We start from the raw sequence: 12,219 nt of genomic DNA, 5'->3' as shown, positions 1-12,219 counted from the left end.
GCTCAGAGCCGCGCGAGCGCCTCTTCCTGCGCGGCAGCCAGCTCTCGCAGCCGCTGGGCCAGTGCTGGCGATGCGGGCGTCATCGGGGCGCGCAGCCCGGCATGCATCCAGCCTTGCTGCGCCAGCAGCGCCTTCACCGGCGCGGGGTTGGGTTCGGCGAACAGGGCCGGTATCAGCGGGGCCAGCGCCTGCCAGAGCGGGCGGGCGCGGTCCAGGTCGCCCTTGGTGATGGCCCGCATGCATTCCACCAGCCGTTCGGGCCGCCAGTGCGCGCTGGCGGCAATGGCGCCTGCGCCGCCGAGCGCCAGCGTCGAGAAGATCTGCCCATCCTCGCCGGCCAGCACCTGCAGCGCGCCGTCGGCGATCAGCGCCTGGGTCTTGGCCGCATCGCCGCCGCAGTCCTTGATGGCGCGGATGCGCGGGTGCGCCGCCAGCGCGCGCAGCGTGGCCAGCTCCAGCGTGGCGCCTGTGCGGTAGGGAATGTCGTAGACGATCACCGGGTGGGCGCTGGCGTCGGCGATGGCCTCGAACCACTGCCGCAGCCCGGCCTGCGACGGTCGGATGTAGTGCGGCGCCGGCAGCAGCAGGCCGGCGAGCGGGCGCTGGTTCAACTGTCGCACGCGCTCCAGCACAAGGCCCAGGTGGTAGCCCGACAGGCCCATCACCACCGGCAGGCCGTCCGCGGCGTCGATCACGGCGCTCAGCACCGCGTCCTGCTCCTCGGTCTCCAGCGCGGCCGCCTCGCCGGTGGAGCCGCAGGCCACGAAGCCGGCGATGCCGCTGCCGCCCAGGCGCTGCACCAGCGCCCGCAGCGCGGCATGGTCGATGTGTCCGCCCTGGAAGGGCGTGACGAGGGGAACCCAGAGCCCGGAGAAATCGAGCGTGGCGGGGGCTGCGGGTGGTGGGGTGTGGGGCATGGCGAATCCTGGTTGACTGACGGAAGAACGACGACCGCTTCGGAGTACCGCCGGATGCATGCGCCGGGTGACCGTTCGGGCAGTCCGACCAGGGTCGGCAACAAGGGGGAGTGGGGTGGGGTGGGGCTGCCAGGCGGTTCCGTCGCTCATCCGGACGGAACCGCAGCTCCGGTCAGATGAGCTGTGGTTTTTTGGCTTTGCCCGCGCAGCGCAGGGCCGCCGGCTGGGCGGCGATGGAAGTGCTATGGGTGCGCGAAGGCATGGCTGGCAGTGTAGCCACTGCCGCGTAAACGCGGGCGTAAAGATGGCTCAGGCGGCCGGCAATTCCGGGCTGCGCCACTCCAGCAGCTCCGCCAGCCGCAGCGTGATCCAGCGCGCTTCCGCCGCGCTCACGCCGGAGTCGGCCGTGTCCAGGCCGGCGTGGATGCCGCGCAGGATGTCGGCCTCGGACGGTGCCTGCGTGTGGTAGAGCGTCTGCGCCCGCTCCACCAGATGGCAGGCCAGGTCTTCGCACAGTTCGTAGCGGGCGCGCACCACGGCGCTACGCTCGGTCAGGCGCTGGCGGGCATCGCTGTAAGCGGCGATGAAAGAGGGCGGAACGTGGATCTGGTTGTCTTCTTCGGACATGCTGGGTCGGTCCTGGGCTGGCTTTCAGTCCGGCGTGAAGCGCGATTCGAAGCGCGCCATGTCTTCGGTCAGCTCGAACGTGACGAGCTGGCCCATCTTCATGTCGGCCAGGCGGCAGGCGGCGAACAGGCTGTATTTGCCGCCGAGGTCGAAGCTGGGCAGGTCGATGATGGCGTAGGGGTGGGGCACGAAGACCTCGTGCTCGAACACCACGCGGTGCTGGTTGCGCGGCGACGGGAAAAGCTTGTAGCGGTCGGTGGTGATGGTCTGTGTGGCCATGGCGGGGGCGTTAAAGTGCCGGGCGAGGAGCGCGCAGGCCGAGCGCTGGCGCAGCCCCGGCAGCGCGAAAGCGAAACGGGAGGCCCCCAGATGATGGCACGGCCCGCTCTTTCAACGCGCTGCAACGCCCGGGCGCCTGCCACCGGCCCCGCCAATCCCGATACATCGACCGACAGACACACTGACCCGCATGGCCCGCAATTCCCACAACTCCAACGAATGGACCCAGAAGATCATGGCGCTCGTCAAGGTCGGCAACGTGGCGGGCGCCACTGCGCAGATCCGCGTGGCGCCCACCGTGGCCGACCTGAAGCGCCTGCAGGCCGCGCTGGCGGCGCCTGGCGCCCCGGCTGCCGGCCGCCAGCTGGAGACGGTGGTGGCCGAGCACCTGGTGCTGCTCTCGGCCCCGCGCCTGCACCGTTCGCCATGAAGGCGCCCATGCAGACCGCCACGCCCCGCGTTTCCATCCAGACCGCCGATTTCGACGTGGCGGCCGAACTGGCCGCGCTGCGCGCTGCCGACGCCCGCGTGGGCGCCGTGTGCAGCTTCGTCGGCGTGGTGCGCGACCGCAGCGACGGCCAGAGCGTGGCGTCGATGGAACTGGAGCACTACCCCGGCATGACCGAGAAATCCATCGAGGCCATGATCGACGAGGCGCTGGCGCGCTTCGACATCTTCGGCGCCCGGGTGATCCACCGCGTGGGGCTGCTCGCGCCGCTCGACCAGATCGTGCTGGTGGCCGTCAGCTCGGCCCACCGGGGCGCGAGTTTCGAGGCCTGCGAATTCCTGATGGACTACCTCAAGACCCAGGCCCCGTTCTGGAAGAAGGAAGCCACGCCCGAGGGCGCGCGCTGGGTGGACGCGCGCGTGTCGGACGACGCGGCGCTGGCGCGCTGGGGCATCCGGGCGACGAATGCGCCTGCCGTCTAGTTTGCTATGAATTGAATAGCTAAAGGCCGAGGCTCAACAAGCGCCAGAGGCCCAAATAGCTGGAATTGAGCCGGCGGTGCGTGCCGGCCCGTCTCCAGCGTCATGCCGGCTGGAAACCGCTGGCGCGGATGATCCGCTCCCACGCCGCCGTGTAGGTGCGCACGCGGCCTGCGAACGGGCCCTGCGGTTCGAAGGCCACGTTCAGGCCCATGGCGGTGAGCTTCTCGCGCACGTCGGGCATCGCCAGCACCTGCTGCAGCGCGTTGCCGAAGCGGCCTGTGACCGGCTGCGGCGTGCCGGCCGGGGCGAACAGGCCGTAATAGGGGTAGTCGTCCAGGTGCGCGAAGCCCAGTTCGCCGAAGGTGGGCACCTGCGGCAGCAGCGGCTGGCGCTTGGCGCCGATGACGGCCACGATGCGCAGCTTGCCGGCGCGGTGCAGCTCGATCATGTCGGGCACCGAGGCGATGCCCGCCGCGATCTGGTTGCCCATCATGTCGGCCGTCATGGGCGCGCTGCCCCGGTAGGGCGCGGCCTGCAGATCCAGCTGGTAGCGCTCGGACATCAGCCGCACCAGGAATTCGGGGATCGAGCCCGGCGCGGGCACGCCGATGGTGTCCTTGCCGGCCCGCTGGGTCTTGACCCAGCGCACGTACTCCTCGACGCTTTGCGCCGGCGTGCCGCCGGACACGGCCAGCACGTTGGAGAACGTGGCCAGGCCCGCCACCGGCGTGAAATCGGTCGCGGGCGCGAAACCGGGGTTGCGAATCACCTGCGGCAGGATCGAGATGGTGTGGTCGTGCGAGAGCAGCAGCGTGTGGCCGTCGGGGGGCGATGCTTTCAAGGCCTGCGCGGCGATCTGCCCGCCCGCGCCGGCGCGGTTTTCCACCACCACGGGCGCCTGCAGCAGGTCCTTGAGCTTTTCGGCCAGCAGTCGGGCGATGGCGTCGGTGCCCGCGCCTGCCGGAAAGCCCACCAGCAGCCGCACGGGTGCGCCCTGCGGCTGCGCGCCGGCCCAGCCGGCAGCGGTGGCGAGGGCCGCGGCCGTGAAGCTGCGGCGGGAAAGGCTGGACATATCGGGCGTGGCGGCGGGCGGCATGGGCGGGCTCCGGAAGGGGTGGGAATGCCTGCATTGTCCGACAGGCCGCCCGCTGGAGGTGCTGCCGATTCGGCTTGAATCCGCCGCTGCCGACCGCATATCCGTGGCAATTCGGAGGTTTTTCCACCATGCGACAAGACAAACTCACCACCAAGTTCCAGGAAGCCCTGGGCGACGCGCAATCGCTGGCCCTGGGCAATGACAACGCCTACATCGAACCCCAGCACCTGCTGCTGGCCATGCTGCGCCAGGACGGCGGCCCGCGCGCGCTGCTGGAGCGCGCCGGCGCCAACGTGCGCGGTCTGGAATCGGCCGCAGAGGCCTCGCTCAAGCGCCTGCCGCAGGTGCAGGGCGGCGACGGCGTGCAGGTCGGGCCCGAGCTGGGCCGGCTGCTGCAGGCCACCGAGAAGGAAGCCCTCAAGCGCGGCGACCAGTTCATCGCGGGCGAACTCTTTCTGCTGGCGGTGGCCGACGCCAAGGGCGACGTGGGCACCCTGGCCCGCGAGAACGGGCTGAACCGCAAGAGCCTGGAATCGGCCATCGAGGCCGTGCGCGGCGGCCAGAAGATGGACAGCGCCGAGGCCGAGGGCCAGCGCGAGGCGCTGAAGAAGTACTGCCTGGACCTGACCGAGCGCGCCCGCGCCGGCAAGCTCGACCCGGTGATCGGCCGCGACGACGAGATCCGCCGTGCCATCCAGGTGCTGCAGCGCCGCAGCAAGAACAACCCGGTGCTGATCGGCGAGCCCGGCGTGGGCAAGACCGCCATCGTCGAAGGCTTGGCGCAACGCATCATCGCGGGCGAGGTGCCCGAAAGCCTCAAGGGCAAGCGCGTGCTGAGCCTGGACATGGCCGCGCTGCTGGCGGGCGCCAAGTTCCGCGGCGAGTTCGAGGAACGCCTGAAGGCCGTGTTGAACGAGCTGGCCAAGGACGAGGGCCAGACCATCGTCTTCATCGACGAACTGCACACCATGGTCGGCGCCGGCAAGGCCGAAGGCGCCATGGACGCGGGCAACATGCTCAAGCCCGCTCTCGCGCGCGGCGAGCTGCATTGCGTGGGCGCGACCACGCTGGACGAATACCGCAAGTACATCGAAAAAGACGCGGCGCTGGAACGGCGCTTCCAGAAGATCCTGGTGGGCGAGCCCTCGGTGGAGGCGACCATCGCCATCCTGCGCGGCCTGCAGGAGCGCTATGAGCTGCACCACGGCGTGGAGATCACCGACCCTGCCATCGTGGCTGCGGCCGAGCTGTCGAACCGCTACATCACCGACCGCTTCCTGCCCGACAAGGCGATCGACCTGATCGACGAGGCGGCAGCCAAAATCAAGATCGAGATCGACTCCAAGCCCGAGGCCATCGACAAGCTCGACCGCCGCCTGATCCAGCTGCAGATCGAGCGCGAGGCCGTGAAGAAGGAAAAGGACGAGGCGTCGCAAAAGCGCCTGGCGCTGCTGGAGGACGAAATCGGCAAGCTGCAGAAGGACATTGCCGACCTGGAAGACATCTGGACCTCGGAGAAGGCCCAGGCCCAGGGCAGCCAGCATGTGCGCGAGCAGGTCGAGAAGGTGAAGCTGCAGATCGAGGAGCTCAAGCGCAAGGGCGACTTCAACAAGGTCGCCGAGCTGCAGTACGGCCAGCTGCCCGACCTGGAGCGGCAGTTGAAGGAAGCCCAGGCCAAGGAAGAGGGCACCGACGGCGCCGCCACGCCCAACCGCCTGCTGCGCACCCAGGTGGGCGCCGAGGAGATCGCCGAGGTGGTCAGCGGCGCCACGGGTATTCCCGTCGCCAAGATGATGCAGGGCGAAAAGGACAAGCTGCTGCTGATGGAAGACAAGCTGCACGAGCGCGTGGTGGGCCAGGACGAGGCCATCGCCGCCGTGGCCAACGCCATCCGCCGCTCGCGCTCGGGCCTGTCGGACCCGAACCGGCCCACCGGCTCGTTCCTGTTCCTGGGCCCGACCGGCGTGGGCAAGACCGAGCTGTGCAAGGCGCTGGCGGGCTTCCTGTTCGACAGCGAAGACCACCTGGTACGCATCGACATGAGCGAATTCATGGAGAAGCATTCCGTCGCCCGCCTGATCGGCGCGCCGCCCGGCTACGTGGGCTACGAGGAGGGCGGCTACCTGACCGAAGCCGTGCGCCGCAAGCCCTACAGCGTGCTGCTGCTGGACGAGGTGGAAAAGGCCCACCCGGACGTCTTCAACGTGCTGCTGCAGGTGCTGGACGATGGCCGCCTGACCGATGGCCAGGGCCGCACCGTGGACTTCAAGAACACGGTGATCGTGATGACGAGCAATATCGGCTCCCATCTGATCCAGGCGATGGTCGGCCAGGACTCGCAGGACATCAAGGATGCGGTCTGGGGGGAACTCAAGAACCATTTCCGACCCGAATTCCTGAACCGGATCGACGAGACGGTGGTGTTCCACGCGCTGGACGCGAAGAACATCGAGTCGATCGCCCGCATCCAGCTGCAGTTGCTGGAGGCGCGATTGGCGAAGATGGACCTCGCGCTGCAGGTGTCGCCCGCCGCCGTGGCCGAACTGGCCAAGGTGGGCTTCGATCCGGTGTTCGGGGCGCGCCCTCTGAAGCGCGCCATTCAGCAACGCATCGAGAATCCGCTGTCCAGGCTGCTGCTGGAAGGGCGCTTCCCGCCCAAGAGCGTGATTCCCGTCGATGTGGACCCGGTCCAGGAGCCGGGTGTTTTCAAGTTCGGCGCCGCACAGCCTGTGGAGGCTTGAAGCGCTGGACCCCATGGGTGTGAGGTCCTGACCGTGCCTCACACCCGCCAGAAAGGGGCATGGTTTGAATGATTTCGTGGCCGGGTTGATCCGGTGGACGCTGCGCTTATTCGTGGTGGTGGTGGGGCTCGTGTTCTTCGTCTGCCTGCTGGCCATGGTGGCCGTGCTGGCGCTGGCGTGGGGCCTCAGGTCGCTCTGGGCGCGGTTGACCGGCCGGCCGGTGACGCCGTGGGTGATGCGGATGGACCCGCGGGACGGCTGGAGCACGGTGTATCGGAGCACCGCGCGCTGGACGGCGGCGCGCGGCTCCGGGCCCGCCGCCGATGAGCCACCCGCACCCGGGGCGCGGGCGCGCGAGCTGCCCGGCGCGCGCGAGGTGGTGGACGTGGAGCCGCGCGAAGTGCGCTGATCCGGGCAGGGCCGGCCTGCGGCAGCGCTCTCTTACAGCCCGTTGCAGCCGCCGTCCCGTGGGTGCGCGGCCCGCTGCCTATGATGCGGAGCTATGACGCCTGCCGATATCCGCCACCAGTTCGAAGTCCAGCGCCAGGCCAGTCGCGCCCAGCCCGACGTGCCGCTGATGGTGCGCCGCGAGCGCCTGCTGCGCCTGCGCAAACTGCTGGACGAACATGGCCCGGTGCTGGCCGCCGCCGTGCAGGCCGACTTCGGCATGCGCTCGCCGCGACTCACCGAGGTGGCGGACCTGTTCATCCTGCGCGCTCAGCTCAAGCACACGCTGCGGCACCTGGCCCGCTGGGCGAAGCCGAAGCGTGTGCGCACGCCGCTCATGCTGCAGCCGGCGCAGGCCTGGATCGAACGGCAGCCGCTGGGCGTGGTGGGCGTCATCTCGCCGTGGAACTACCCGGTGCAGCTGGCCCTGGCGCCCGCCATGGCTGCGCTGGCGGCGGGCAACCGCGTGATGCTCAAGCCCAGCGAGCTCACGCCGCACACGGCGGCCCAGCTGGCGGCACTGGTCGCGCAGTTCTTCTCGCCCGATGAATTCTGCGTGGTGCAGGGCGACGCGGCGGTGGCCGCCCTGGTGGCATCGCTGCCCTTCGATCACCTCGTCTTCACCGGCTCCACCGCCATCGGCCGCAAGGTCGCGCAGGCCGCTGCGGTCAACCTGACGCCCACCACGCTGGAGCTGGGCGGCAAGTCGCCCTGCATCATCGACGCTGACTGCGACCTGGCCGACGCTGCGCTGAAGATTGCGCACGGCAAGCTGCTCAATGCCGGGCAGACCTGCATCGCGCCCGACTACGTGCTGCTGCCGCGCGGCAGCGAAGCCGCTTTCGCCGAGGCCTACCGCGCCGCTGTGGCCAAGCTGTTTCCGTACTTCGAGGGCAACCCCGACTACGCCGCCGTCATCAACGCGCGGCACCTGGCGCGGCTGCGCACCATGCTGCAGCAGGCGCAGACGCAGGGCGCCGACATCCACGTGCTGGAACCGGTGCCGGGTTCGCCGCCACCGCCGCCGCAGAGCATCGGCGACGGGGTGGGGCGGCAGATGCCGCCGGTGCTGGTGTTCGGCGCCACGCAGGCCATGCAGGTCATGCAGGAAGAGATCTTCGGCCCGGTGCTGCCGGTGCTGGGCTACGAGCGGCTGGACGACGTCATCACGCACATCAACGCCGGTCCGCGGCCGCTGGCGCTCTACTGGTTCGGGCGCGGCGAGGCCAACCGCGATGCCGTGCTGCGCCGCACCGTGAGCGGCGGTGTGACCGTGAACGACACGCTGCTGCACGTCGCGCACGACAACCTGCCCTTCGGCGGCGTGGGCGACAGCGGCTGGGGCGCGTACCACGGCGAGCCCGGGTTCCTGCGGTTCTGCCACCAGAAGTCGGTGCTGGTGCAGTCGCGCTGGTCGCTCGGCGGCGCGCTTTATCCGCCCTATGGCGCGCGATTCGACCAGGTGATGGGGCTGCTGCGCCGCTGGAGCTGAACGGCCACGCATGGCCTTGCGCGGGCCGTTCTGGAGCGGTGGGAGAGGCCGCGCGGCGGCTCCGGCATACCGTAGCGGTTGAGGTGAAAAACCATTTGCGGCGACAATGCCGCTCTTTTCGTTTTTTCCCATCTGTTTCCGTTCCCCCATGTCCAGTATCCAGGTTCGTCCCGCTACCCTCCGCGACGCGAAAGCCATTGCCCAGATCCACACGCAATCCGCCACCGAGGCCTACCGAGGCCTGCTGCCAGACGACCAATTGCGATCGATGTCTTCGGTCGAGAAACGCCAGGCCTACTGGCGCGAAGCCATCGAGTACTGCGAGCCCCAGGTGCAAGTCGCCGTCGATGGCGACAAGATCGTCGGTTTCGTCGGCTTCGACCGGTCCCGCGATGAGAAGTCCCGTCCCACCACCGGTGAGATCTGGGCCATCTACGCCTCTCCCACGCACTGGAGCCAGGGCGTCGGTGTGGCCCTGTGGGACGCCGCGCGCGACGGCCTGCAGGAAGAAGGCTGCACCAACGTGACGGCCTGGGTGCCGCTGCGCAACGAGCGCGCCCTGCGCTTCCACGAACTCGCCGGCTTCAAGCGCGAAATGTCCACCGCCAAGACGGCTGTGGTGGGCGGCGTCAAGATCGAGGAAGTGCGCCTCAAGCGCCCTCTGAACTGACAGCGCCGGTGGCTCCGCCCCGGGCGGGCCCGCTGCGGCGCACCAGGCCTTTTTTCTCCTCTCTTCACAGGCTTGGCGTATGACCCCCTCCACGATCCACTGGCAAGACGCCTCCGGCCAGGCGCAGAGCGCGCTCTGGCAAGCCGAGAGCGGCGCGCCCGCACCGCGGCGCGTGCTGCTCGCCGACGACACGCTGGCAGCCGACAAGGCGTATCGCCTGGCATGCGAAGGCACCGGCCTGCTCTGGGCTGGCGACTTCCATAACGCGCGGCAGTTGCTGCAGGCGCTGGCCCGCCGGGCCGATGCGCCGCGCGGCCGCGCTGCCGGCGGCGCCAAGGCCCGCGCCCGGGCCCGGGCGCCTGAGGCACCGGGTGCGCAGGTTCCGGCCCTGCCCTCGCAGGCTTTCCACCTGCACCGGCAGGCGCAGGCCCAGCGGGCGCGCACGCTCTCGCAGATCCTCATTCCGGTCCAGGCCGACTACGGCATTCCACTGCGCCGCGCCCCTGACCTGCGGGCGGCTTTCACCGAAGCCTGGGGCGCGCCCGGCGGCGAGGCCCGCGTGGTGTCGCTGCGCGAGGTGCTGGGGCTGGTCGGCGCGCACGAATGGCGCAAGAAGGGCGTGCCCATTCCGGCGCTCGGCCCCGAGGCGCGCATCCACCCGCACTACGGCGTGTTCTCGCCGGTGCGCGGGGAATACGTGGACCTGGTCGCAACCACGCCGCTGCCGGCCGGCGCGAAGACGCTGGCCTTCGATATCGGCACCGGCACGGCCGTGCTGGCCATCGTGCTGGCGCGCCGCGGCGTGGCCCGGGTGGTGGCGACCGACCAGGACCCGCGTGCCCTCGCCTGCGCGGCCGACAACCTGCGCCGCATGGGTGTGGCGGGGGAGGTCGCGCTGCAGTCGGCCGATCTGTTCCCTGAAGGCCGGGCGCCCCTGGTGGTGTGCAACCCGCCGTGGGTGCCGGCGCGTGCCAATTCGCCCATCGAGCGCGCGGTGTACGACGAAGACAGCCGCATGCTGCGCGGCTTTCTGGCGGGGCTGGCCGAGCATCTGGCTCCGGGCGGCGAAGGCTGGCTCATCCTGTCGGATCTGGCGGAACACCTGGGGCTGCGCAGCCGGGCGCAGCTGCTGGAGTGGATCGACCAGGCGGGCCTGCGCGTGGTGCAGCGGCACGACGTGAAGCCGCGCCACGGCAAGTCTGCGGACGCGCAGGACCCGCTGCATGCCGCCCGTGCGGCCGAGGTCACTTCGCTCTGGCGGCTGGCGGCGGTGTGACCGCACCGGCTGCTGCGGCTGCAACTGCGGCTGCGGCTGGCGCGGCGCGCGCCGTTCATCCGGCCGGCAGCAGTTGTTCCATGCGTTCGCGCACCGACGCGGCGCGCTGCGCGCCCGCCATGACGGTGATCTCGTCCAGCAACGCCTCGCCCACGTCCAGCATGCTGTCGCGGTCACGCGCGCTGCGCAGGGCGTCGCGGAAGCGCTGGGCCAGCTCGGCGTGGCGGCGCGAGAACATGCGCTCGCAGATGTCGAACAGGTACATGCGCGTGCCGGCCAGTGAGCGCAGCGCCTGCGAGGGTGCCGGCGCGCTGCCTGGAACACTGCCTGAAGCACTGCCTGGGGCGTTGGCGGCGACCGGCTCGGCCAGATACCCCTGGCGGAGCAGCTCGGCCACCATCTCGGCGCCGACGCCGTTGTACATGGCCTGCAGCTCCGCGAGCGGCCGGCCGTCAGCCAGCAGCAGCAGCGAGCGCTCGCGCAGGCTCAGCGTGCGGACGCCGGGCGAGAGTTCGTGGCGGGCTTTGTCGGTTTTCAGAAGCAGCGGCATGGGGTGGGGGTGGCACGGAGCGCACTGCGTGCCATTGCACACCGCCGCAGTGACATGGCCATGACGGGCGTCGTGGCAGGCGGTGGGCTTGCGAATGCGTTTTGCTATTAAAACCATAGCTAATGGCGCTTTATGGATGGGCGCTGGAAGGCTTTTTGATGCTTGAATTCCAACGAAAGCGGGTGCTCGCCACCCAGGCTTGCATCGGGCGGGCCGCGCCATGACCACGCTGCTGCTGGCGCCCATGGAGGGCCTGCTCGACTTCGTGCTGCGCGACGTGCTGACCCGGGTGGGGGGCGTGGACCGCTGCGTGTCCGAATTCATCCGCGTGACCGGCACGCTGCTGCCCGACAAGGTGTTCCTGCGCTACATCCCGGAGCTGACGAACGGCGGGCGCACGCTGGCGGGCGTGCCGGTACGGGCGCAGCTGCTGGGCTCCGACCCGGCGAGCCTGGCCGAGAACGCCGCCCGCCTGGCCGAGCTGGGGCCGGAGGGCATCGATCTGAATTTCGGCTGCCCGGCCAAGGTGGTCAACCGGCACGGTGGCGGCGCCGCCTTGCTGCGCGAGCCGGAGCGCATCGCCGGGCTGGTGGCTGCCGTGCGCCGCGCGGTGCCGGCCCCTCTGCCGGTGTCCGCGAAGATGCGGCTGGGCTACGACGATGCCAGCCGGGCCATCGAGTGTGCGCAGGCGATGGAAAGCGGCGGCGCCTGCGAACTGGTCGTGCATGCGCGCACCAAGGCCGACGGCTATCGCCCGCCGGCATATTGGGAGCAGATTCCGGCGATTCGCGCTGCCGTGCGGATTCCGGTGGTCGCCAATGGCGAGATCTGGACCGTGGAAGACGCGCTGCGCTGCCGCGAGGTGTCTGGCGCCAGCGCGCTGATGCTCGGGCGGGGCATCGTCGCCGACCCGGGCCTGGGACTGGCCATTCGCGCGGCCGATGCAGGGGCCGCCGAGCGATTCGCGCTGCCATGGTCGGCGCTGCTGCCGCAGCTTGCCCTGTTCTGGCAGCTGGTCTGCGACGGCCTGGAACCCCGGCAGCGGGCAGGGCGGCTGAAGCAATGGCTCAATCTGCTGCGCCGCCGCTACCCGGAGGCCGAGGCGGCGTTCCAGCACGTCCGCACGATGACCGATCAGCGGGAGATCAGCCTTTGGGTGGAGGCGCAGCAGCCAGGCTGATGCACCCTGGTGGC

13 protein-coding genes are annotated in these 12,219 nt (G+C 70.0%); 8 read left to right on the top strand and 5 right to left on the bottom strand.

Going from position 1 to position 12,219, the window contains the following annotated elements; genetic code table 11:
- Positions 1-2: 2 nt before the first annotated feature.
- The 3 genes from dapA to ASF94_RS15575 form a co-directional block, all read right to left on the bottom strand.
- Positions 3-917, bottom strand: a complete 915-nt coding sequence (gene dapA, locus ASF94_RS15585; protein WP_056668360.1) for a 4-hydroxy-tetrahydrodipicolinate synthase — start codon at positions 915-917, stop codon at positions 3-5.
- 309 nt (positions 918-1,226) lie between these two features.
- Positions 1,227-1,544, bottom strand: coding sequence for a hypothetical protein (locus tag ASF94_RS15580; RefSeq protein WP_056668356.1), 318 nt, complete (start codon positions 1,542-1,544; stop codon positions 1,227-1,229).
- 24 nt (positions 1,545-1,568) lie between these two features.
- The gene (locus tag ASF94_RS15575) at positions 1,569-1,823 is read right to left on the bottom strand and encodes a hypothetical protein (RefSeq protein ID WP_056668353.1); all 255 of its coding nucleotides are present in this window, start codon (positions 1,821-1,823) and stop codon (positions 1,569-1,571) included.
- Positions 1,824-2,013: 190 nt separating this feature from the next.
- On the opposite strand from ASF94_RS15575, the gene ASF94_RS15570 reads away from it, so the two are divergent.
- Positions 2,014-2,253 carry a hypothetical protein gene (locus ASF94_RS15570; RefSeq protein WP_056668347.1) on the top strand — a complete coding sequence of 80 codons (240 nt, stop codon included), beginning with the start codon at positions 2,014-2,016 and terminating at the stop codon, positions 2,251-2,253.
- An 8-nt stretch (positions 2,254-2,261) separates the two neighbouring features.
- On the top strand, positions 2,262-2,753 hold the full coding sequence (locus ASF94_RS15565; protein WP_056668818.1) for a molybdenum cofactor biosynthesis protein MoaE: 492 nt from the start codon (positions 2,262-2,264) through the stop codon (positions 2,751-2,753).
- A gap of 100 nt (positions 2,754-2,853) precedes the next feature.
- On the opposite strand, the gene ASF94_RS15560 is transcribed toward ASF94_RS15565, so the two are convergent.
- Positions 2,854-3,825, bottom strand: a complete 972-nt coding sequence (locus ASF94_RS15560; RefSeq protein ID WP_056668815.1) for a Bug family tripartite tricarboxylate transporter substrate binding protein — start codon at positions 3,823-3,825, stop codon at positions 2,854-2,856.
- Positions 3,826-3,977: 152 nt separating this feature from the next.
- Here ASF94_RS15560 and clpB point away from each other — a divergent pair, with 152 nt between their 5' ends.
- From clpB to ASF94_RS15535, 5 genes are all read left to right on the top strand, one after another.
- On the top strand, positions 3,978-6,590 hold the full coding sequence (clpB, locus tag ASF94_RS15555) for an ATP-dependent chaperone ClpB (protein ID WP_056668344.1): 2,613 nt from the start codon (positions 3,978-3,980) through the stop codon (positions 6,588-6,590).
- Positions 6,591-6,654: 64 nt separating this feature from the next.
- A complete protein-coding gene (locus ASF94_RS15550) occupies positions 6,655-6,999 on the top strand; it encodes a hypothetical protein (protein WP_056668341.1) in 345 nt (114 codons plus the stop codon).
- Positions 7,000-7,092: 93 nt separating this feature from the next.
- A complete protein-coding gene (locus tag ASF94_RS15545; protein ID WP_056668337.1) occupies positions 7,093-8,529 on the top strand; it encodes an aldehyde dehydrogenase family protein in 1,437 nt (478 codons plus the stop codon).
- Between the two features lie 148 nt (positions 8,530-8,677).
- Positions 8,678-9,199: a GNAT family N-acetyltransferase gene (locus ASF94_RS15540; protein ID WP_056668812.1), complete on the top strand. Its 522-nt coding sequence runs from the start codon at positions 8,678-8,680 to the stop codon at positions 9,197-9,199.
- A 79-nt stretch (positions 9,200-9,278) separates the two neighbouring features.
- Positions 9,279-10,475, top strand: a complete 1,197-nt coding sequence (locus ASF94_RS15535; RefSeq protein ID WP_056668334.1) for a class I SAM-dependent methyltransferase — start codon at positions 9,279-9,281, stop codon at positions 10,473-10,475.
- A 55-nt stretch (positions 10,476-10,530) separates the two neighbouring features.
- On the opposite strand, the gene ASF94_RS15530 is transcribed toward ASF94_RS15535, so the two are convergent.
- The gene (locus ASF94_RS15530; RefSeq protein ID WP_056668332.1) at positions 10,531-11,025 is read right to left on the bottom strand and encodes a hypothetical protein; all 495 of its coding nucleotides are present in this window, start codon (positions 11,023-11,025) and stop codon (positions 10,531-10,533) included.
- Between the two features lie 220 nt (positions 11,026-11,245).
- Here ASF94_RS15530 and ASF94_RS15525 point away from each other — a divergent pair, with 220 nt between their 5' ends.
- Entirely contained in the window at positions 11,246-12,205 is a 960-nt protein-coding gene (locus tag ASF94_RS15525; RefSeq protein ID WP_056668329.1) for a tRNA-dihydrouridine synthase, read from the top strand.
- Positions 12,206-12,219 lie beyond the last annotated feature (14 nt).

This window comes from Acidovorax sp. Leaf160 (genome assembly GCF_001424265.1).
GTDB lineage: Bacteria > Pseudomonadota > Gammaproteobacteria > Burkholderiales > Burkholderiaceae_C > Paracidovorax.
Note: the sequence above shows the minus strand (reverse complement) of the source record. Positions and strands in the feature narration are given on the sequence as shown.

Excerpts from the sequence above, each read along its gene's own strand:
- dapA (WP_056668360.1), bottom strand. The coding sequence starts at position 917 with ATGCCCCACACCCCACCACCCGCAGCCCCCGCCACGCTCGATTTCTCC.
- ASF94_RS15580 (WP_056668356.1), bottom strand. The coding sequence starts at position 1,544 with ATGTCCGAAGAAGACAACCAGATCCACGTTCCGCCCTCTTTCATCGCC.
- ASF94_RS15575 (WP_056668353.1), bottom strand. The coding sequence starts at position 1,823 with ATGGCCACACAGACCATCACCACCGACCGCTACAAGCTTTTCCCGTCG.
- ASF94_RS15570 (WP_056668347.1), top strand. The coding sequence starts at position 2,014 with ATGGCCCGCAATTCCCACAACTCCAACGAATGGACCCAGAAGATCATG.
- ASF94_RS15565 (WP_056668818.1), top strand. The coding sequence starts at position 2,262 with ATGCAGACCGCCACGCCCCGCGTTTCCATCCAGACCGCCGATTTCGAC.
- ASF94_RS15560 (WP_056668815.1), bottom strand. The coding sequence starts at position 3,825 with ATGTCCAGCCTTTCCCGCCGCAGCTTCACGGCCGCGGCCCTCGCCACC.
- clpB (WP_056668344.1), top strand. The coding sequence starts at position 3,978 with ATGCGACAAGACAAACTCACCACCAAGTTCCAGGAAGCCCTGGGCGAC.
- ASF94_RS15545 (WP_056668337.1), top strand. The coding sequence starts at position 7,093 with ATGACGCCTGCCGATATCCGCCACCAGTTCGAAGTCCAGCGCCAGGCC.
- ASF94_RS15540 (WP_056668812.1), top strand. The coding sequence starts at position 8,678 with ATGTCCAGTATCCAGGTTCGTCCCGCTACCCTCCGCGACGCGAAAGCC.
- ASF94_RS15535 (WP_056668334.1), top strand. The coding sequence starts at position 9,279 with ATGACCCCCTCCACGATCCACTGGCAAGACGCCTCCGGCCAGGCGCAG.
- ASF94_RS15530 (WP_056668332.1), bottom strand. The coding sequence starts at position 11,025 with ATGCCGCTGCTTCTGAAAACCGACAAAGCCCGCCACGAACTCTCGCCC.
- ASF94_RS15525 (WP_056668329.1), top strand. The coding sequence starts at position 11,246 with ATGACCACGCTGCTGCTGGCGCCCATGGAGGGCCTGCTCGACTTCGTG.